This is a genomic window from Streptomyces sp. NBC_00178 (assembly GCF_036206005.1).
GTDB lineage: Bacteria > Actinomycetota > Actinomycetes > Streptomycetales > Streptomycetaceae > Streptomyces.
Map to the genome: position 1 here is coordinate 4,078,659 of NZ_CP108143.1, position 17,319 is coordinate 4,095,977.

19 protein-coding genes are annotated in these 17,319 nt (G+C 71.3%); 12 read left to right on the forward strand and 7 right to left on the reverse strand.

The features are described 5' to 3' along the window. Nucleotides 1–75: 75 nt before the first annotated feature. The gene (locus OHT61_RS17735) at nt 76–861 is read right to left on the reverse strand and encodes a class I SAM-dependent methyltransferase (protein ID WP_329039584.1); all 786 of its coding nucleotides are present in this window, start codon (nt 859–861) and stop codon (nt 76–78) included. A gap of 184 nt (nt 862–1,045) precedes the next feature. Here OHT61_RS17735 and mshA point away from each other — a divergent pair, with 184 nt between their 5' ends. The 3 genes from mshA to OHT61_RS17750 all read left to right on the forward strand — a co-directional run bounded on the left by mshA (nt 1,046) and on the right by OHT61_RS17750 (nt 4,231). Then, nucleotides 1,046–2,395, forward strand: a complete 1,350-nt coding sequence (gene mshA / locus OHT61_RS17740) for a D-inositol-3-phosphate glycosyltransferase (RefSeq protein WP_329039587.1) — start codon at nt 1,046–1,048, stop codon at nt 2,393–2,395. Nucleotides 2,396–2,594: 199 nt separating this feature from the next. After that, a complete protein-coding gene (locus OHT61_RS17745) occupies nt 2,595–3,101 on the forward strand; it encodes a YbjN domain-containing protein (protein WP_329039588.1) in 507 nt (168 codons plus the stop codon). A 347-nt stretch (nt 3,102–3,448) separates the two neighbouring features. Beyond that, nucleotides 3,449–4,231, forward strand: a complete 783-nt coding sequence (locus OHT61_RS17750) for a hypothetical protein (protein WP_329039590.1) — start codon at nt 3,449–3,451, stop codon at nt 4,229–4,231. Nucleotides 4,232–4,375: 144 nt separating this feature from the next. Here OHT61_RS17750 and OHT61_RS17755 read toward each other — a convergent pair whose 3' ends face one another. Next, nucleotides 4,376–4,618, reverse strand: coding sequence for a hypothetical protein (locus OHT61_RS17755; protein ID WP_329039592.1), 243 nt, complete (start codon nt 4,616–4,618; stop codon nt 4,376–4,378). Next, on the reverse strand, nt 4,615–4,863 hold the full coding sequence (locus OHT61_RS17760) for a hypothetical protein (RefSeq protein WP_329039594.1): 249 nt from the start codon (nt 4,861–4,863) through the stop codon (nt 4,615–4,617). The genes OHT61_RS17755 and OHT61_RS17760 overlap by 4 nt, the downstream gene beginning before the upstream one ends. 266 nt (nt 4,864–5,129) lie before the next feature. On the opposite strand from OHT61_RS17760, the gene OHT61_RS17765 reads away from it, so the two are divergent. Next, nucleotides 5,130–5,411 carry a ribosomal protein L7/L12 gene (locus OHT61_RS17765; RefSeq protein WP_329039595.1) on the forward strand — a complete coding sequence of 94 codons (282 nt, stop codon included), beginning with the start codon at nt 5,130–5,132 and terminating at the stop codon, nt 5,409–5,411. A gap of 97 nt (nt 5,412–5,508) precedes the next feature. Here the strand turns inward: OHT61_RS17765 and OHT61_RS17770 are convergent, their stop codons facing one another. Then, nucleotides 5,509–6,270, reverse strand: a complete 762-nt coding sequence (locus OHT61_RS17770; protein ID WP_329039597.1) for a phosphoglyceromutase — start codon at nt 6,268–6,270, stop codon at nt 5,509–5,511. Between the two features lie 197 nt (nt 6,271–6,467). On the opposite strand from OHT61_RS17770, the gene OHT61_RS17775 reads away from it, so the two are divergent. Next, entirely contained in the window at nt 6,468–7,868 is a 1,401-nt protein-coding gene (locus tag OHT61_RS17775; protein WP_329039599.1) for an MDR family MFS transporter, read from the forward strand. Between the two features lie 73 nt (nt 7,869–7,941). Here the strand turns inward: OHT61_RS17775 and OHT61_RS17780 are convergent, their stop codons facing one another. Continuing rightward, nucleotides 7,942–8,082 carry a hypothetical protein gene (locus OHT61_RS17780; protein WP_329039601.1) on the reverse strand — a complete coding sequence of 47 codons (141 nt, stop codon included), beginning with the start codon at nt 8,080–8,082 and terminating at the stop codon, nt 7,942–7,944. Nucleotides 8,083–8,485: 403 nt separating this feature from the next. Beyond that, nucleotides 8,486–9,163: a phosphate signaling complex protein PhoU gene (gene phoU / locus OHT61_RS17785; protein ID WP_329039603.1), complete on the reverse strand. Its 678-nt coding sequence runs from the start codon at nt 9,161–9,163 to the stop codon at nt 8,486–8,488. Between the two features lie 199 nt (nt 9,164–9,362). Between phoU and OHT61_RS17790 the strand changes: the two genes are divergently transcribed. Both OHT61_RS17790 and OHT61_RS17795 read left to right on the forward strand, forming a co-directional pair. Then, nucleotides 9,363–10,631, forward strand: coding sequence for a sensor histidine kinase (locus OHT61_RS17790; protein WP_329039605.1), 1,269 nt, complete (start codon nt 9,363–9,365; stop codon nt 10,629–10,631). After that, nucleotides 10,628–11,308, forward strand: coding sequence for a response regulator transcription factor (locus OHT61_RS17795; protein WP_327116183.1), 681 nt, complete (start codon nt 10,628–10,630; stop codon nt 11,306–11,308). The genes OHT61_RS17790 and OHT61_RS17795 overlap by 4 nt, the downstream gene beginning before the upstream one ends. An 88-nt stretch (nt 11,309–11,396) precedes the next feature. Here OHT61_RS17795 and OHT61_RS17800 read toward each other — a convergent pair whose 3' ends face one another. Next, entirely contained in the window at nt 11,397–12,059 is a 663-nt protein-coding gene (locus OHT61_RS17800; RefSeq protein ID WP_329039607.1) for a DUF461 domain-containing protein, read from the reverse strand. 750 nt (nt 12,060–12,809) lie between these two features. Here OHT61_RS17800 and OHT61_RS17805 point away from each other — a divergent pair. From OHT61_RS17805 to OHT61_RS17825, 5 genes are all read left to right on the forward strand, one after another. Continuing rightward, entirely contained in the window at nt 12,810–13,292 is a 483-nt protein-coding gene (locus OHT61_RS17805; RefSeq protein ID WP_006380568.1) for a CarD family transcriptional regulator, read from the forward strand. Nucleotides 13,293–13,660: 368 nt separating this feature from the next. Then, nucleotides 13,661–14,425, forward strand: a complete 765-nt coding sequence (gene ispD, locus OHT61_RS17810; protein ID WP_329039608.1) for a 2-C-methyl-D-erythritol 4-phosphate cytidylyltransferase — start codon at nt 13,661–13,663, stop codon at nt 14,423–14,425. Then, nucleotides 14,415–14,930, forward strand: a complete 516-nt coding sequence (gene ispF, locus OHT61_RS17815) for a 2-C-methyl-D-erythritol 2,4-cyclodiphosphate synthase (RefSeq protein WP_329039610.1) — start codon at nt 14,415–14,417, stop codon at nt 14,928–14,930. Before ispD ends, ispF begins: the two co-directional genes overlap by 11 nt. 151 nt (nt 14,931–15,081) lie before the next feature. Then, the gene (locus OHT61_RS17820; protein ID WP_443049620.1) at nt 15,082–15,702 is read left to right on the forward strand and encodes a GNAT family N-acetyltransferase; all 621 of its coding nucleotides are present in this window, start codon (nt 15,082–15,084) and stop codon (nt 15,700–15,702) included. A gap of 97 nt (nt 15,703–15,799) precedes the next feature. Next, nucleotides 15,800–17,317 (forward strand): ABC transporter substrate-binding protein, encoded by a 1,518-nt coding sequence (locus tag OHT61_RS17825; protein WP_329039615.1) that lies wholly within the window; start codon nt 15,800–15,802, stop codon nt 17,315–17,317. The last annotated feature ends 2 nt before the right edge of the window (nt 17,318–17,319 follow it).

Sequence of the window (17,319 nt, forward strand, 5' to 3'; positions counted from 1 at the left end):
TCCACCGGCTCCGGCCGTCCGAGGCGAGGTGTCATCCGCTCCCGGCCGGGCGTTTCGCCGGTGTTCGAGCGGAGTTCAGGGTGACCCGGGGCGCAGCGCGGACCAGAGGACCGTGATCTCACCCTGCCGCCACCGGCGTACCCCGTCCGTCAGGGGCCAGTCGGCGGACACGGTGCGGGCGGTCGCGATCCAGCGCTGCCGCGCGCCGAGCGACGCGTAGGGGGACGCCGTGGCCCACGCCCGGTCGAGGTCGCGCAGGAAGGCGTGGACCGGCTCACCCGGGACGTTGCGGTGGATCAGGGCCTTGGGCAGGCGCTCGGCGAGGTCGGAGGGGCGGTCCAGGGAGCCGAGGCGCGTCGCGAAGGTGACCGTGCGCGGCCCCTCCGGTCCGAGCGCGACCCACACGTGGCGGCGGCCGATCTCGTCGCAGGTGCCCTCGACCAGCAGGCCGTCCGGGGCCAGCCGGGCGCAGAGCCGCCGCCAGACCGCGGCGACCTCGCCCTCGTCGTACTGGCGGAGCACGTTCGCCGCGCGGATGAGGGTGGGGCGGCCGGGCAGGGGGATCTCGAAACCGCCGTGGACGAAGGTGAGGCCCTCGCGTTCGTAGGGCCGGGCCGCGGCGACCCGCTCCGGGTCGATCTCGATGCCGGTGACAGTGGTGCGCGGGTCGGCCGTGCGCAGCCGCTCCAGCAGCTCGACCGCGGTCCAGGGGGCCGCGCCGTAGCCGAGGTCGACCGCGGCCGGGGCGTCGCTGCGGCGCAGGGCGGGGCCGTGGGTGGCGGCGATCCAGCGGTCCATACGGCGCAGCCGATTGGGGTTGGTGGTCCCGCGGGTCGCGGTGCCGACGGGGCGCTGGTGCATGGAAGGGAGCGTATGCGAAGCACCGCCGGGCAGACGTGCCACGAGTGGCGGGCATCGCGGCACGCCGACCGAATCGCAATGATTTGGCAAAGCGGAAATGAACGGGCCGGTTCCGCTGTTCTGGTCCACCGAAGGGGTCGTGTGCCCCGTACGTGTCATGCCCCGAGCGAGGAGGAGCGGACCCGTGAGCCAGTACGTCTCCCGGCTCGGCAGCGGCCGTGCGACACCCCGGATCCGCTTCCCCGGCGGCTTCGCGGGCGGCCACCGCAAGCCGCGCCGCGTCGCCATGCTCTCCGTCCACACCTCGCCCCTGCACCAGCCCGGCACGGGCGACGCGGGCGGAATGAACGTCTACATCGTCGAGCTGGCCAGGCGCCTCGCCGCGATCGGCATCGAGGTCGAGATCTTCACGCGGGCCACCACCGGCGGGCTGGCGCCGACGGTCGAGCTGGCGCCCGGCGTCCTGGTCCGCCACATCGACGCCGGACCGTACGAGGGCCTCGCCAAGGAGGAGCTGCCCGCACAGCTCTGCGCCTTCACGCACGGTGTGATGCAGGCCTGGGCGGGCCAGCGTCCCGGCTACTACGACCTCGTCCACTCGCACTACTGGCTCTCCGGCCAGGTCGGGTGGCTCGCCGCCCAGCGCTGGGGCGTGCCTCTCGTCCACGCGATGCACACCATGGCGAAGGTCAAGAACGCCGCGCTCGCCGAGGGCGACACCCCAGAGCCCGCCGCGCGCGTCATCGGCGAGACCCAGATCGTGCGTGCCTCCGACCGCCTCATCGCCAACACGGCGGGTGAGGCGGACGAACTCATCCGCTTCTACGACGCCGACCCGGCCTCGGTCGCCGTCGTGCACCCCGGGGTGAACCTGGACCGTTTCAGCCCTGCCGACGGGCGCGCCGCGGCCCGGGCCCGGCTGGGGCTGCCCCAGGACGCCCTGATCCCGCTCTTCGCCGGCCGCATCCAGCCGTTGAAGGCACCGGACGTGCTGCTGCGCGCGGTGGCCGTACTCCTCGACCGCGACCCCTCGCTGCGCTCGCGCATCGTCGTTCCCGTGGTCGGAGGCCCCAGCGGCAGCGGCCTCGCCAAACCCGAGGGGCTGCAGAAGCTGGCCGCCCGGCTGGGCATCGCCGACGTCGTCCGCTTCCACCCGCCGGTCTGCCAGGACCAGCTCGCCGACTGGTTCAGGGCCGCCTCGGTGCTGGTCATGCCCTCCTACAGCGAGTCGTTCGGCCTCGTCGCCATAGAGGCACAGGCGACCGGTACGCCGGTGCTCGCCGCGGCCGTCGGCGGCCTGCCCGTCGCGGTCAAGGACGGCACCAGCGGCTTCCTTATCCCGGGCCACGACCCCGAGTCGTACGCCGAGGCGCTCGGCCGGTTCGCCGGGAGCCCCGAACTGGCCGGACGGATGGGGGCGGCGGCCGCCGTCCACGCCCAGTCGTTCGGCTGGGACGCGGCCGCGTCGGCCACCGCCGACGTCTACACGGCCGCGATGCAGCACCGGCGGCGCGCCCGGGCGCACCACCACTGAGCCGACCGTCCCCCCGCGCGTCGGACCGTCGCCGCTGCCGCCGCTGTCAACCTGTCGCCCTGCCGACCGCGGCGGAGTCCGGCCGTCGGAACCGCGGGCCGTCGGAACTGCGGACTGCCGGAACAGCGGACTGCCGGAATCGTCCGGCCGTCGGAACCGCGGCCGGGGCTCCCGCGGTGGCCTGTCGTACGCTCGGACCATGGCTGACGTATCCGGTGGGACAGCAGCGGCGCAGGTCATCGAGGCGACGCTGGACGACGCCGCGCTCGAATGGGAGAGCCCCGAGCCCGGCTCGTACGTCGTGACACTCCCCGGGACGCGCAAGCTGTCCACGACCTGTTCCCTGCGCGTCGGGCAGCACTCCCTCTCCCTCAACGCGTTCGTCATCCGGCACCCGGACGAGAACGACGCCGCCGTGCACCGCTGGCTCCTGGAACGCAACCTCCGTCTCTTCGGTGTGAGTTACGCGATCGACCAGCTCGGCGACATCTATCTGACCGGACGCCTCCCGCTGTCCGTCGTCACCCCCGAAGAGCTCGACCGGCTGCTCGGCGTGGTCCTCGAAGCGGCGGACGGTGCCTTCAACCCGCTGCTCGAACTTGGCTTCGCGAGCGCGATCCGCAAGGAGTACGCCTGGCGGGTGGAGCGGGGGGAGTCCACCCGCAATCTGGACGCCTTCGCACACCTCACCCAGCGCCCCTCCTGAGCAGCCCGAGCTCCCGCGCCGCGTAAATAGGGCCCGTGCGCAGCGGTCGTCACTCCGGGGCGCTCGTCACGGCGGGCACTTCGTCGAGCGCCTCGACGAGCCACTGAAGGTGGTCGACGGACACGGGCGGATCCCCTCCGGGGCGCTTGCGCGGATCGACCGCCCCACAGCGCCTTCACAGGGTGATCACGGCAGAATCACGATCACGTCCCGTGGCACTGCGGAACGGCTGCCTGAGAGGCGGTCGATCGTACTGTGTTCCGTACCGCGACAACCCGCCCGAGAAGCCGCTGAAACACGGGCCTGGGAACGGGCGTTGCTCCTTCGTACCGAGAGTTGAACGAATCATGCGCGCCACCGCCGTACGCCGCACCGCCCTCGCCGCCTCCGCCGCGTGCCTCGCCCTGCTCGCCACCGCCTGCGGGGGTTCGGACTCCGGAGACAAGGGCGGCAGCGCCGCGCCGGGCTCCCAGGGCGGCGACGCGGGTAAGTCCGCGATCAAGGCCCTCACGACGGCCGAGCTGGAGAAGGCGTCACTGGAGCAGGGCGACGTCGACGGCTACAAGGTCTCCAGGACCGGACCGGAGGACATCGCCTCGCCCGAGGCCGTGACCGTGGACAAGAAGGAGTGCGAGCCGGTCGGGTTCGCGTTCTACGGCGTGAAGCGCGGGACCCCGGTGGGCAACGCCGGACGCAAGGTCGTCGAGGAGCCCAAGAAGAAGAAGACCGCCCCCGGCGACCTGAAGGACGCCATGACCGGCGCACTCGACATGACGTCGTCCCTGGTCACCCTGGCCTCCTACGACGGTGACGGCGCCGAGAAGAACCTCGCCGAGCTGCGCGAGTCCGCCGCCGCGTGCGCGACGGGCGGGTTCGGCCTGTCGATGAAGGACACGAAGCAGACGATCACCTCGATCACCGAGGAGAAGGTGACCGGCGGCGACGAGGCCGTGGCCTGGCGGGTGCAGATGGGGAAGGGCGAGTCCGCCGTCCCCTTCAAGCTTGTGGTCCTCCGCAAGGGCGGCACCGTCGCCACGTTCTTCTCCTTCAACCTCGGTGCGACGGGCGAGAAGTCGGACTTCGACAAGCCGACCGCGGTGATCGACGCGCAGGACGGGAAGCTCGGCTGATCCTGGGGCGGTGCTGAGGCTCGGGCCGCAGTCGCGAGGTTGTGCGGGCGCGGGGCTGTGCGGGGCGGGGCCGGCAGGATGGCCTCCGCCCTCGTACGGCTCTCGCCTATGTGTGGCTCTCGCCTTGTACGGCGAGTGGCCGGCTTACGGCAGGGGGACGAGCCGGACGACCGTGACCGTCAACACGGTGCCGGAGACGTAGTAGAGGACGATCGCCCCGCCCACGGTGGCCTCCCGCCGGTCGCGTTCGAGCTTGACGGCGCTGGAGGCGTGTCCGTAGGGATCGAGGCCGAGGGTGCGCGCCATCTCGCCGCGGAACGAGTCGGCGTCACTCATCTTGGCCAGCGTGTCGTCGGCGGGCGGGGCGTAGGAGATGCGGAAACTCAAGCGACGTTCCGCCTCTCGGCCTCGTCCTGAGCCAGTCTGTCCAGGATCTTCTCGGCCTCGGGATCGGGGACGGCCTCGAGCATCCAGTGGCGCATCACCGCGTGGATCTCGCGCACCCCGGCCTCGTTGATCGCGCTGTCGAACTCCGCGCGTCTCTCTTCGGGAAGCGCGGCACGGATCGCCGGGATGCTGTTGGGTACCTCGACCTCGGTCCCGCCGACGAAGGTCTTCAGAGACTCGCCCATGATGGTTCTCCCCGATCTCCTTGCTCTCCGCGCCCCGCCCGCCCGTCCGTCCGCCGCGGGGTGTGCACCCCGGTAACGGGCAGGTGTGGGGGTCACGTTAGCGGGTGGGGTACCGGACGAGGTGCGAGAAAGCGACCGTGTTCTGAAGGGGGCGAGCCCAACTGGATTCTGGGCAAGGGCTAATGGCTGGCGGGGGTGCCATGCCGCATGCCGGCGGTGAAGTGCCGGGCCGGCACGACGTAGCAGGCCCCCAGTCCGCAACTGCGATGGGAGTCGCATCCGTTGTGCTGGTGTGCGAGGACGTACCCCACGACGTCGTACTCACCGATCCCGGCTTCCGCCTGCGGGACGTCACTCACGTCGTACGCCGTGCGACCGGGCTGAGCCTCTGGCGCAGCAAGGTGCTGGCGACTGACGCTCCCGTTCTGATCCTCGTCGGCGTACCGCAGGAAGTGGCCGTAGCGACAGTCACGACGCTGCGCGCCGCGGGCGCGTCGGCAGAGGTCAGGGAACGGCCGGAGCCGGACTTCCTGAAATCCTCGGGGTGAACCGATCGACCGGGCGAGGGCCCAGCCAGGCCTCGGCGCACCGAAAAGCCCCCCACCACGTGGAAAACCAGCAGGTAGGGGGCTACTTCAGCTCTGCTTACTTCTTCTTGCCCTGGTTCTTCACAGCCTCGATCGCAGCCTTCGCCGCGTTCGGGTCCAGGTACGTGCCGCCCGGCTTCAGCGGGCGGAAGTCGGCGTCCAGCTCGTAGGAGAGCGGGATGCCGGTCGGGATGTTGAGGCCCGAGATGGCGTCGTCGGAGATGCCGTCCAGGTGCTTCACCAGGCCGCGGAGGCTGTTGCCGTGGGCGGCGACCAGGACGGTCTTGCCGTCGAGGAGGTCCGGGACGATGCCGTCGTACCAGTACGGCAGCATGCGCTCGACGACGTCCTTGAGGCACTCCGTGCGCGGGCGCAGCTCCGTCGGGATCGTCGCGTAGCGCGGGTCGGCGCTCTGCGAGAACTCGGCGCCGTCTTCGAGGGCCGGCGGCGGGGTGTCGTACGAGCGGCGCCACAGCATGAACTGCTCCTCGCCGAACTCGGCGAGCGTCTGGGCCTTGTCCTTGCCCTGCAGCGCGCCGTAGTGGCGCTCGTTCAGGCGCCAGGAGCGGTGGACGGGGATCCAGTGGCGGTCCGCCGCCTCGAGCCCGAGCTGGGCGGTGCGGATCGCGCGCTTCTGGAGGGAGGTGTGCACGACGTCGGGGAGCAGGCCGGCGTCCTTGAGCAGCTCACCGCCGCGCACCGCCTCCTTCTCGCCCTTGTCGGTGAGGTCTACGTCCACCCATCCGGTGAACAGGTTCTTCGCGTTCCATTCGCTCTCGCCGTGGCGGAGGAGGATCAGCTTGTACGGTGCGTCGGCCATGGGTCCGAGCGTAATCGAACCCGTACGGGCTCCGCGCGCCCGGCCAAGGGGCGGACCACGGCGGCCGTGGGGCCGTGACGATTGACGTGTGGCGTCAATTGGGTGGCGGCCCGAGATTTCACCTTCGTAATGTTCGGACAGCTGCGGTACCGCTTACAGGCCCGCGTCCATTCCTTACGTCCCTGGGGGGAGCTCCTATGTCCGTCGCTGGTCTCAGAAAGGCGGCACACGAGACGGTCGCCGGCTTCCCCAGGGAGTTCTGGTGGCTGTGGACCAGCACACTGGTCAACCGTCTCGGCGCCTTCGTCGCCACGTTCATGGCGCTCTATCTGACCCTGGACCGGGGTTACTCGGCCTCGTACGCCGGCCTCGTCGCAGCCCTCCACGGGCTCGGCGGGGTCGTCTCGTCGCTGGGTGCCGGGGTGATGACGGACCGGCTCGGCCGCCGGCCGACGATGCTGATCGCGCAGCTGTCGACCGCGGTGTCCGTCGCCGTGCTGGGCTTCATGGTGCACCCGGCGGCCATCGCGGGCGTGGCGTTCGTCGTCGGCATGGCGAGCAACGCGTCGCGCCCCGCCGTGCAGGCGATGATGGCCGACATCGTCCGCCCCGAGGACCGGGTGAGGGCCTTCTCGCTCAACTACTGGGCCGTCAACCTGGGGTTCGCCGTCTCGTCGGCCGGTGCGGGGTTCATCGCCGAGTACAGCTACCTCGCCGGCTTCATGGGCGAGGCCGCGCTGACCCTGTTGTGCGCCGTCGTCGTCTTCCTGAAGGTGCCGGAGTCGAGGCCGGAGCAGACGCCCCTGGTCGCCGGGGTCCGCCCGCCGGACGACGTGAGGCTGACCACGGTCCTGCGCGACGGGCGCTACATGGGCGTCGTCGGGCTGTCGTTCCTCGTCTCGCTGGTCTTCCAGCAGGGGTACGTCGGACTGCCGGTGGCCATGGGCGCGGACGGGCTGTCCGCCTCGGACTTCGGCACGGCCATCGCCGTCAACGGGCTGCTGATCGTGGTCCTCCAGATCCCCGTGACCCGCTTCATCCAGCACCGCGACCCGCGCCGGCTGCTGATCATCTCGTCCGTGCTCGCCGGGTACGGGTTCGGGCTGACGGCCTTCGCCGGATCCGTCGGGGTGTACGCGCTGACGGTCTGCGTGTGGACCCTCGCTGAGATCGTCAACGCGCCGACGCAGACGGGCCTCGTCGTACAGCTGTCCCCGTCGCACGGCCGTGGCCGGTACCAGGGGATGTACACGATGTCCTGGTCGGTGGCGGCGCTGGTCGCCCCGCTGATGTCCGGGTTCGTGATCGACCACTACGGCGCCGCCTGGCTCTGGGGCACCTGCGCGATTCTGGGCACCGTGGCGGCGGCCGGTTACTGGCTGCTCATGCGGAACCTCGAACTGCCGGGTGCGATGACGTCCTCGCAGGCCGCTCCCGTCGTACCTGCTGGGCCCTCCGCGCCTGCCGCTCCCGTCGCGCCCTCCGCGCCTGTGGTCCAGGCGTCAACGGCCGCACCGGCCGTCACCGACACGCACGAGGTCGCGCCCGCCGGGCCGGCCGTCGCGGCGGGGCCCGGGGGCACCGGCCCGGCCCACTGAGAGCGCGACGGCGGTGCCCCGGGACGGAACGTCTCCGTCGCGGGGCACCGCCGTCGCGCTGTCGGGTCCGGGGTCAGCCGCCGCACTGGCAGGGAGCGCCGGACTGGCAGCCGCACCCGCAGCCCGAGCCGCAGCCGCAGGCCCCCAGCACGGTGAGATGCACCACTTCGGTCGGCGGATCCTGCTGGGGTTCGGTCACGGGGGAATCGGCCATGGTCCCTCCTCAGGGAGTACGACTGGACGTCCGACGGGCGTGCGAGTCGACGGCGTACGGCACATGCGCGTCGCGTGGCGCGTCGTGCTGGGCGCGCACATGACGACTACGGGGGATGTGGATGTACGGCATGGCGCGCCGCCCCCGCACCCATTGCATGCCCCGTAAGGAGGGCGCATCAACGGCGCACGAAAGGGAACGGGCGTACGGGCGCGGTGGACGCCGCGCCCTTCGCGCCCCCTTCATGGGGGTCGGAGCCCCCGATCGGCCCCGCTGAAGCGAAGTTCGAGCCCGAAGCCCGAAGCCCGAAGCCCGAAGCCCGAACCCGCTCCTCGGTGGACGGGCCGGAGCCGGAACCCGCTCGCGGACCCCGGACCCGGCCCCGAAGCCCGAACCGTGAGCCCTACGCCCCGTCCACCGAGGCCGAGGACTGCATCTCGTCCGCGTGCTCACCCGTGACCAGGTAGACGACGCGCTTGGCGACCGACACGGCGTGGTCGGCGAAGCGCTCGTAGTACCGGCCGAGCAGCGTCACGTCCACGGCCGTCTCGATGCCGTGCTTCCAGCGGTCGTCCATCAGGTGCTGGAACAGCGTGCGGTGCAGGAGATCCATCTCGTCGTCGTCCTGCTCCAGCTGGAGTGCCAGGTCGACGTCCTTGGTGATGATGACCTCGGCGGACTTCGCCATCAGCCGCTGGGCGAGCTGGCCCATCTCCAGGATGGTCGCGTGCAGGTCGTTGGGCACCGCGGTCGCCGGGAAGCGGAGCCGCGCCAGCTTGGCGACGTGCTGGGCGAGGTCGCCCGACCGCTCCAGGTCGGCACTCATCCGCAGCGAGGTCACCACGATCCGCAGATCGGTGGCGACCGGCTGCTGGCGGGCGAGCAGTGCGATCGCGCGCGCCTCCAAGTCGTGCTGCAGGTCGTCGACCTTCTGGTCCGCGGCGATCACGCTCTCGGCGAGCTTGAGATCGGCGTCGAGCATGGACGTCGTCGCCCGTCCGATGGCCGAGCCGACGAGGCGGGCCATCTCGACCAGGCCTTCGCCGATCGAATCGAGTTCCTCGTGATAAGCGTCGCGCATGGAAGTCCCTCTCCAGATCCTTGCTGAGGCCGGGGTCACTGGGCCGACCCCCACGCTGCCACGGTGCGGCCCCAACGCGTCGGGATCCGCCCTCCTAAGTGAACCGTCACTATCCCCTTGGTGAACTCTGGGCGACGAGTGTTCGAGATAGCACTCGGATGGCTGGGAGAGTGTCGGCGACCCCGCATAACCTTGAAGCATGGACGTGAACGCGGCGGTCGCCGCAGCTGCCGCGATCGCCGGGCTCTGTACCGGTGTGATCGCCGTGCTGGCGTTCCGCTGGAGCGAGCGCGAGCAGAAGCGGCCCACACGCACGTCCGTGCGGCCCGACAGCAACGGTCCGCTGCCCCCGGGGGTCGACACCGTCCTCTCCGTGCTCAGCTCGTCCGCGGTCGTGCTCGACGAGAGCGACAGCGTCGTCAAGGCCAGCTCCGCCGCCTACGCGCTGGGGCTGGTCAGAGGCGGTCGCCTCGCCGTGGAGCCGATGCTCCACATGGCCAGGGACACCCGGCGGGACGGCGAGATACGCCAGGTGGAGCTGGATCTGCCGCGCCGGGGCACGGGTCGCGGCGAGGCCCTGGCCGTTTCCGCCAGGGTGGCTCCGCTGGGGTCACGGCTGGTCCTGCTGCTGGTCGAGGACCTCACGGAGGCGCGCCGCATAGAGGCGGTCCGCCGTGACTTCGTCGCCAACGTCAGCCATGAGCTCAAGACCCCGGTGGGCGCGCTCTCGCTGCTCTCCGAGGCCGTCATGGACGCCTCCGACGACCCGGAGGCGGTGGAGCGGTTCGCCGGCCGCATGCAGATCGAGGCGACCCGGCTGACCAACCTCGTGCAGGAGCTCATCGACCTCTCCCGGGTGCAGAACGACGACCCGCTGGAGGACGCCGAGCCCGTACGCGTGGAGGAACTGGTCGTCGAGGCCATCGACCGGTGCCGCCAGCAGGCCGGTTCCAAGCAGATCACCATGGCGTCCGGCGGCACGGAGGAGCTCTTCGTCTGGGGCAACCGGGGCCAGCTCGCGGCCGCACTCGGCAATCTCGTGGAGAACGCCGTCAACTACAGCCCCGCCCGTACGCGCGTCGGTATCGCCGCACGCCGGCTCGCCGCGCCCGGCGGGGACCTCATCGAGATAGCCGTGACCGACCAGGGCATCGGCATCTCGGAGAAGGACCGCGAGCGGGTCTTCGAGCGGTTCTACCGCGTCGACCCGGCCCGCTCACGGGCCACCGGTGGCACCGGTCTCGGCCTCGCCATCGTCAAGCATGTGGCCGCCTCGCACGGCGGGGAGGTCACCGTCTGGAGCTCCGAGGGACAGGGCTCCACGTTCACCCTGCGGCTGCCCGAGTCGGGCGTCGTCAGGGGTCGTACCAACGGCGGACCGTTCGTCCTCGACGACGCAGTCGACGACGAGGGGCCGTACGAGACCGATTCTTTTGAACCATTTCCTGCCCCGGAGGCTCTTCCGTGACCCGAGTGCTTGTCGTCGAGGATGAGGAATCCTTCAGCGACGCCCTGTCCTACATGCTGCGCAAGGAAGGCTTCGAGGTGGCCATCGCGGCCACCGGCCCGGACGGTCTCGACGAGTTCGAGCGCAACGGTGCCGACCTCGTCCTCCTCGACCTGATGCTGCCGGGCCTGCCCGGTACGGAGGTCTGCCGCCAGCTCCGCGTCCGGTCGAACGTTCCGGTGATCATGGTCACCGCCAAGGACAGCGAGATCGACAAGGTCGTCGGCCTGGAGATAGGAGCCGACGACTACGTGACCAAGCCCTTCTCCTCGCGGGAGTTGGTGGCGCGCATCCGCGCCGTCCTGCGCCGCCGCGGCGAACCCGAGGAGATCACGCCGGCGGCCCTGGAGGCCGGCCCGGTCCGGATGGACGTGGACCGTCACGTCGTCACGGTCTCCGGCGGCAAGGTGGACCTCCCGCTGAAGGAGTTCGACCTGCTCGAGATGCTCCTGCGCAACGCCGGCCGCGTGCTGACGCGCATGCAGCTGATCGACCGGGTGTGGGGCGCGGACTACGTCGGGGACACCAAGACCCTGGACGTCCACGTCAAGCGGCTCCGGGCGAAGATCGAGCCCGATCCGGGGGCGCCGCGTTATCTCGTGACCGTGCGCGGCCTGGGCTACAAGTTCGAGCCGTAAACCGGCGCGGACAGTGTCGTGGGGGGTGTCTCCGGCCGGAGACACCCCCCACGCGTGTGCGCCCGCCGTGAGGGCGGGCGCACGCGTGTCACTCGGAGGCGGACGCCTCGCCCGACGGGCTGGCCGATCCGTCCGCCGGCGCCGACGGTTCGCCGGACGCGGACGGGCTGCCGGACTCGGCACCCGGGGTCTCGGACGCGTCGTCCGAGGGGGTGGGCGTGGGCTTCGGCTTCGGCAGCGTGCTCGGGCCGAACTTCTTGAAGAAGCTGGTCGCCGGCACGACGGAGGCGCCGAGCTCGATGTCCCCGGTCTCGCTGAACGTGAAGGCCACGTTCTGCACGCTTCCGTCGGCACCGACCTGGCGGCCGTTCTCGATCACGGCGGAGGCGTTGTTCTTGCCGCCGAGGACGAGCCGTCCGCCGGCCGGGATCACGAGCGGCCCCTTGCCCTTGGCGGGCTGGAGCTTCACCGTGGCGTTGCCGCCGGGCAGCGTGATCTTCTCCAGGACCTCACGCTTCGTGGTGTCGTTGAAGAGGGTGGCGCTGATGACGGCCGGGCCCTCGGCCTCGTGGTCGGGCTGAGTGATCACGTTGAGGTTCTGGATCTTGATGCCGTCGACAGCGGTGGCTGCGTTGTCCGGCCTGACCTGGAGCGTCTGCGCGTTGTTGCCGGCACCGCAGGCGGACAGGGTGGCGATCGAGAACACGAGGGCAGTGGCGGCGAGGGCGCCGTGTCGAAGGCTGCGGCTCACGGCGGCGGCAACTCCTTGAACGTTCGGACTGCGGACTTCGGACTCTGCGGACAGGAAGGCCCGAGCGGCCGTAAAGCCGCCCTAAGTGTGTGTCAGCGGGCTTCAGGTTACCGAGCCGTGGTCCCGCGCCCGCACCCGACCCGCCCCCCGGGGCGGTCGGACTGCGGGCCGTGCGCGCCGGCGCGGCAGGCCGGGGCGGGCGACGCGCCCGGCGCGCAGCAGGCCGGGGCGGATCCGCGAGGTGTTCCGTCCGGTCCCGGCGGTGCTTCCGCCAGGCACGCGCCGCTGCGGCCACGTGGTCCCGGCGGCGCAGCGGCCACGTGGATTCGCGCCGCGTCGCATAAGGCCCCCGGACGGCGTGTCGGGCATCCGGTGATCCAATTTCCCGGGGTGGCGTATTTCCCTCGCATAATCCGCCCGGCCGGCGGCGTTGATCAATTTCATTGACCATGGAGCTAAGGCCCGTACGAGTGATCGATGTCCGAACGGAGCAGGCAAAGTTCACCATCCGGAACGCGACAAAACGGGACGTTCGGCCCCTTCTGGAGGACTTCCGGGTCGTGTGACGGGCACGTTTCAGCTCGCCCGTACGCCCGCTCCGACCTGCGAATATCGCCTTCCGGAAGGCCTCCGAAGCACGTTCGTGTTGCAGTTGTCAAGCCCCGAGATATGCCCTGACCTGCGAAAACGCCATTCAGGAGAAGCTGTTCTCGTGTTACTCTGGATAGCCACGGAAGGGGTACCTGTCACATGACGTTCAAGGTTGGCGACACCGTGGTCTATCCCCATCACGGGGCCGCGCTGATCGAGGCTATCGAAACTCGCCAGATCAAAGGCGTGGACAAGACCTACTTGGTGCTCAAGGTCGCCCAGGGCGACCTGACGGTTCGTGTGCCGGCGGACAATGCGGAGTTCGTCGGTGTGCGTGACGTGGTCGGGCAGGAAGGCCTGGACCGGGTCTTCGAGGTGCTGCGCGCACCGTACGCCGAGGAGCCGACGAACTGGTCCCGACGCTACAAGGCAAATCTCGAGAAGCTCGCCTCCGGCGATGTCATCAAGGTCGCCGAAGTGGTTCGTGACCTGTGGCGTCGCGAGCGCGAGCGCGGTCTCTCCGCAGGTGAGAAGCGCATGCTCGCGAAGGCCCGCCAGATCCTGGTGAGCGAGCTCGCCCTCGCGGAGAACACGAACGAGGACAAGGCCGAGGCCCTTCTCGACGAGGTCCTCGCGTCCTGATCCGGACGACACCGATGACCGGATGACACCGGCGCGAAGTGTCCGGTCTGTGCATACGTGCCGCGGTGCCCGCTGACAAGCCGTCTGTACGGCGAGTCGTCGGGCGCCGCGGCATGTTTCGTCTCCCGGGCGGCGCGAAGCCGACGGGAGCAGCCTTCGGTGGCGGGATCCGGGAGACCCACCCCGGCCGCGTCCCGGTGGCGTGTCGCTCGGTAATCTCGCACCCTCTTCAAGCCCTGGCGGCGGCCCGGCCGACCAGGGGTCACGGAAGGGGTCCCGGTCAGGTCGAGGCGTTGAGCCCGGCTCACTGGGCCCACTACCCATGTCGGCCGTGGAAACAAACCTGCCGAAGCTTCGGAGTGCAACCGATGTCACCGATGTCCCCGTCGCCCGCTGAACCGAGTACCGGCCGCACCGCGGCGGTGATCCCCGCGGCCGGCCGCGGGGTGCGGCTCGGCCCGGGTACACCCAAGGCGCTGCGCGCCCTCGGCGGTACCCCGATGCTGATCCACGCCGTACGGGCCATGGCCGCGTCCCGCGCCGTCTCGCTGGTCGTCGTGGTCGCGCCGCCGGAGGGTGCGCCCGAGGTCAAGAACCTCATCGACGGTCACGCGCTGCCCGAGCGCACCGACTACGTCGTCGTCCCCGGCGGTGCGACGCGCCAGGAGTCCGTGAAGCTGGGCATCGACGCCCTGCCGGAGGACGTCTCCGTCGTGCTCGTCCACGACGCGGCCCGGCCGCTCGTGCCCGTCGACACCGTGGACGCCGTCATCGAGACCGTGCGCGACGGGGCCCCCGCGGTCGTCCCCGCGCTGCCGCTCGCCGACACGGTCAAGGAGGTCGAGCCGGGGGAGCCGGGCGCTCCCGAGCCGGTCCTCTCGACTCCCGCAAGGGCGCGCCTGCGAGCCGTGCAGACGCCGCAGGGTTTCGACCGGGCGACGCTGGTCCGGGCCCACGAGCGGGTGGCCGTCGACGGGGACGGGGCGACCGACGACGCGGGCATGGTCGAGCGGCTGGGGGGGACCGTCGTCGTCGTGCCCGGCCACGAAGAGGCGTTCAAGGTGACCCGCCCGCTGGACCTGGTCCTGGCCGAGGCCGTTCTCGCACGCCGGAGGGCGAACGATGGGTTCTGAAGCAGCACGTGAGCAGCCCGTGCCCGTGATTCCGCTCGTCGGGATCGGCACCGACATCCACGCCTTCGAGGAGGGCCGCGAACTCTGGTGCGCCGGTCTGCTCTGGGAAGGCGAGGGGCCCGGTCTGGCCGGGCACTCGGACGCGGACGTCGTGGCCCACGCCGCCTGCAACGCCCTGTTCTCGGCCGCCGGACTCGGCGACCTGGGGCAGCACTTCGGCACCGGCCGCCCCGAGTGGTCCGGAGCCTCCGGGGTCACCCTGCTCACCGAGGCCGCCCGGATCGTGCGGTCCGAGGGCTTCGGGATCGGCAACGTCGCCGTGCAGGTCGTCGGACTCCGTCCGAAGATCGGCAAGCGCCGGGACGAGGCGCAGAAGGTGCTGTCCGACGCGGTCGGCGCGCCCGTCTCCCTGTCGGCGGCCACCTCCGACGGCCTCGGGTTCACCGGCCGGGGCGAGGGGATCGCGGGCATCGCGACCGCGCTGGTCTACCGCACCACGGGCTGACCCCGGAGCCCGGGCCGCGCCACGCCGGCGGGCCCGGGTGCAACCGCTGCGCGCTCTCGCGCGGAACGGCAGCCGCGGTGCGGCACCCCTGGCCCTCTCCTGCACATTGATTGCACGTACGCTGGTTCCGCAGGAGATGGCCGCGGGTGCGATGCGCCGCGGAACCGGGAGCGAGGACGGTGGCGTGGCGGGTACGACCGCGGAGGTGGTGGTGGAGCCGGCGGCTTCGGCCGCGTACGTGCTGCGCACGGCTACCGCACGGGACCTCGGCGGAGCGCGCGCCGTGATGCTGGACACGGTCTACCGCGACCTGCGCTCCGGATACGTGCCCCGCTGGCACGCCGACGTCATCGACCTCGAGGGCGCCTATCTGACGCCCCCTCGCTGCACGCTGCTGGTCGCCGAGTACGGCGGCGAGGTCGTGGCGACCGGAGCGGTCCGGGACCGGGGCCCGCAGTCCCCGCCGAATCCGCGGTGGGTCGCCGACCGGTTCCCGTCCGGCTCGACGGCGCAGCTCTGCCGGATCTACGTGCGCCCCGAACACCGCAGGCACGGTCTGGCGCGCGAACTGGTGCGCCGGCTCGGTGACTTCGCCGCGCGTGCGGGCGGCTACACCTCGCTCTACCTGCACACCGATCCGGCGGTACCGGGTGCCGAGCCGTTCTGGCGGTCCATGGCGGACGAGGTCTGCGACGAGCGGACCCTCCCGGGCGGCGGCCAGGGCATCATCCACTTCGAGCTGCCGATGCCCGGCGCGGATGTCCCCGCCTGAGTGTCCGGAGCTGCCCGTCCGGGCTGAGTGGGACCCGTCCGGGCTGAGTGGGGCCCCGGCTGTCACATGATAATCGTTTTCATATAGGCTCTTCGTCATGCCTACGCCCCGGAACCGCCGCGTCCCGCTGCCGGTGCTCGCCGCCGCCACCGCCCTGCTCCTCCCGCTCGCCGCCTGCTCCTCGTCGAGCGGCACCGGAACGTCGGGGGACGCGCAGCGGCTCCGGGTCGTCATGGCCTTCCCGCCCGCCCAGGCCATGTCGCCGTACGGGGACGACGCGGTCACCCTCAGCCGTCTCGCGGTCGTCGAAGGGCTCACGACCCTCGACCGGAACGGCGCCGCCAAGCCCTCGCTCGCCACGTCCTGGAAGCGGGACGACGCCACCACCTGGTCGTTCACCCTGCGCGACGCCGTCTTCCAGGACGGCTCGAAGGTCGGTCCCGAAGACGTCGTCCGGTCGCTCACGGCGGCGGGCAAGGCGTCCCCGCTGCCCCGCGTCCTGTCCGACACCACTCTCCGGGCGACGGCCGAGGGCCCGGACACCGTACGGATCGTCACCGGGGCCGCCGACCCGCTGCTTCCCCAGCGACTCGCCAACCCGTCCCTCGCCATCCTCTCCGCCCGCGCCTACAAGGGAGGGAAGGCGAACCCCGCAGGGCACGCGACCGGCCCGTTCACGCTGACCCGCGTCAAGGGCGCGGTCGCCGCCACCCTCGAACGCAACGCGGACTACTGGGGCGGCAAGGCCAAGGCCCCGGGCGTCGACGTCACCTTCGTCGCGGACGGCACCGCCCGCGCCAACGCGCTGCGGACGAAGGCCGTGGACGTCGCCGAGTACGTGCCGATCTCCCAGGCGTCGCTGCTCGGGAACTCCTACGTCCACGAGTTCCCGTCCGCCCGCACCAACGGCCTCTCGCTGAACACCGCGCACGGCGTCTTCGCCGACCCCGCCATGCGCGCCGCCGCCCGGGAGGCCATCGACTCGAAGGCCCTGGTCGACGGGGTGTACGAGGGCCGGGCCGACGCCGGACAGGGTCTCCTCGGCCCCGGTGTCCCGTGGGCGGCCGGCAAGCGCACCGCCCCGACGGGCAGGGCCGCGGCGGCGGGCCGCGACGAGGTGGCGAAGACCGTGGAGATAGTCCTCGCGACCTACACCAACCGCCCCGAACTCCCCGAGGTCGCCACGCTGGTCCAGCAGCAGCTCGAGAAGCGCGGCTTCACCGTCAAGCAGGTCGTGCGCGACTACGCGCAGCTGGAGGCGGACGCGCTCGCCGGCGAGTACGACGCGTTCATCCAGGCCCGCAACACCCTGCTGGACACCGCCGACCCCGCGTCCTACCTCGCCTCCGACTTCACCTGCGACGGCAGCTTCAACATCTCCCAGCTCTGCGACAAGCGCGTCGACACCGCGATCGGCAAGGCCGCGTCGCCGGTCGGCACCGACGAACGCCACCGCGCCGAGATGACCGCAGAGGCCGCGGTGCTCGGCACCGACGCGCTCGTGCCGCTCGTGCACGAGCGCTTCGTCCAGGGCTACGACGACGCACGCGTCCACGGTGTAGCCCTCGACCCGATGGAGCGCACGCTCATCACCGCCGACACCCGCCGGGGCTGACC

Coding starts and splice junctions, on each gene's coding strand:
- phoU (WP_329039603.1), bottom strand. CDS start 9,163: ATGCGCGACGCTTATCACGAGGAACTCGATTCGATCGGCGAAGGCCTG.
- OHT61_RS17750 (WP_329039590.1), top strand. CDS start 3,449: ATGCGCGCCACCGCCGTACGCCGCACCGCCCTCGCCGCCTCCGCCGCG.
- OHT61_RS17770 (WP_329039597.1), bottom strand. CDS start 6,270: ATGGCCGACGCACCGTACAAGCTGATCCTCCTCCGCCACGGCGAGAGC.
- OHT61_RS17790 (WP_329039605.1), top strand. CDS start 9,363: ATGGACGTGAACGCGGCGGTCGCCGCAGCTGCCGCGATCGCCGGGCTC.
- OHT61_RS17780 (WP_329039601.1), bottom strand. CDS start 8,082: ATGGCCGATTCCCCCGTGACCGAACCCCAGCAGGATCCGCCGACCGAA.
- OHT61_RS17760 (WP_329039594.1), bottom strand. CDS start 4,863: ATGGGCGAGTCTCTGAAGACCTTCGTCGGCGGGACCGAGGTCGAGGTA.
- OHT61_RS17820 (WP_443049620.1), top strand. CDS start 15,082: ATGCGCCGCGGAACCGGGAGCGAGGACGGTGGCGTGGCGGGTACGACC.
- OHT61_RS17745 (WP_329039588.1), top strand. CDS start 2,595: ATGGCTGACGTATCCGGTGGGACAGCAGCGGCGCAGGTCATCGAGGCG.
- ispF (WP_329039610.1), top strand. CDS start 14,415: ATGGGTTCTGAAGCAGCACGTGAGCAGCCCGTGCCCGTGATTCCGCTC.
- OHT61_RS17735 (WP_329039584.1), bottom strand. CDS start 861: ATGCACCAGCGCCCCGTCGGCACCGCGACCCGCGGGACCACCAACCCC.
- OHT61_RS17775 (WP_329039599.1), top strand. CDS start 6,468: ATGTCCGTCGCTGGTCTCAGAAAGGCGGCACACGAGACGGTCGCCGGC.
- OHT61_RS17765 (WP_329039595.1), top strand. CDS start 5,130: ATGGGAGTCGCATCCGTTGTGCTGGTGTGCGAGGACGTACCCCACGAC.
- ispD (WP_329039608.1), top strand. CDS start 13,661: ATGTCACCGATGTCCCCGTCGCCCGCTGAACCGAGTACCGGCCGCACC.
- OHT61_RS17805 (WP_006380568.1), top strand. CDS start 12,810: ATGACGTTCAAGGTTGGCGACACCGTGGTCTATCCCCATCACGGGGCC.
- OHT61_RS17825 (WP_329039615.1), top strand. CDS start 15,800: ATGCCTACGCCCCGGAACCGCCGCGTCCCGCTGCCGGTGCTCGCCGCC.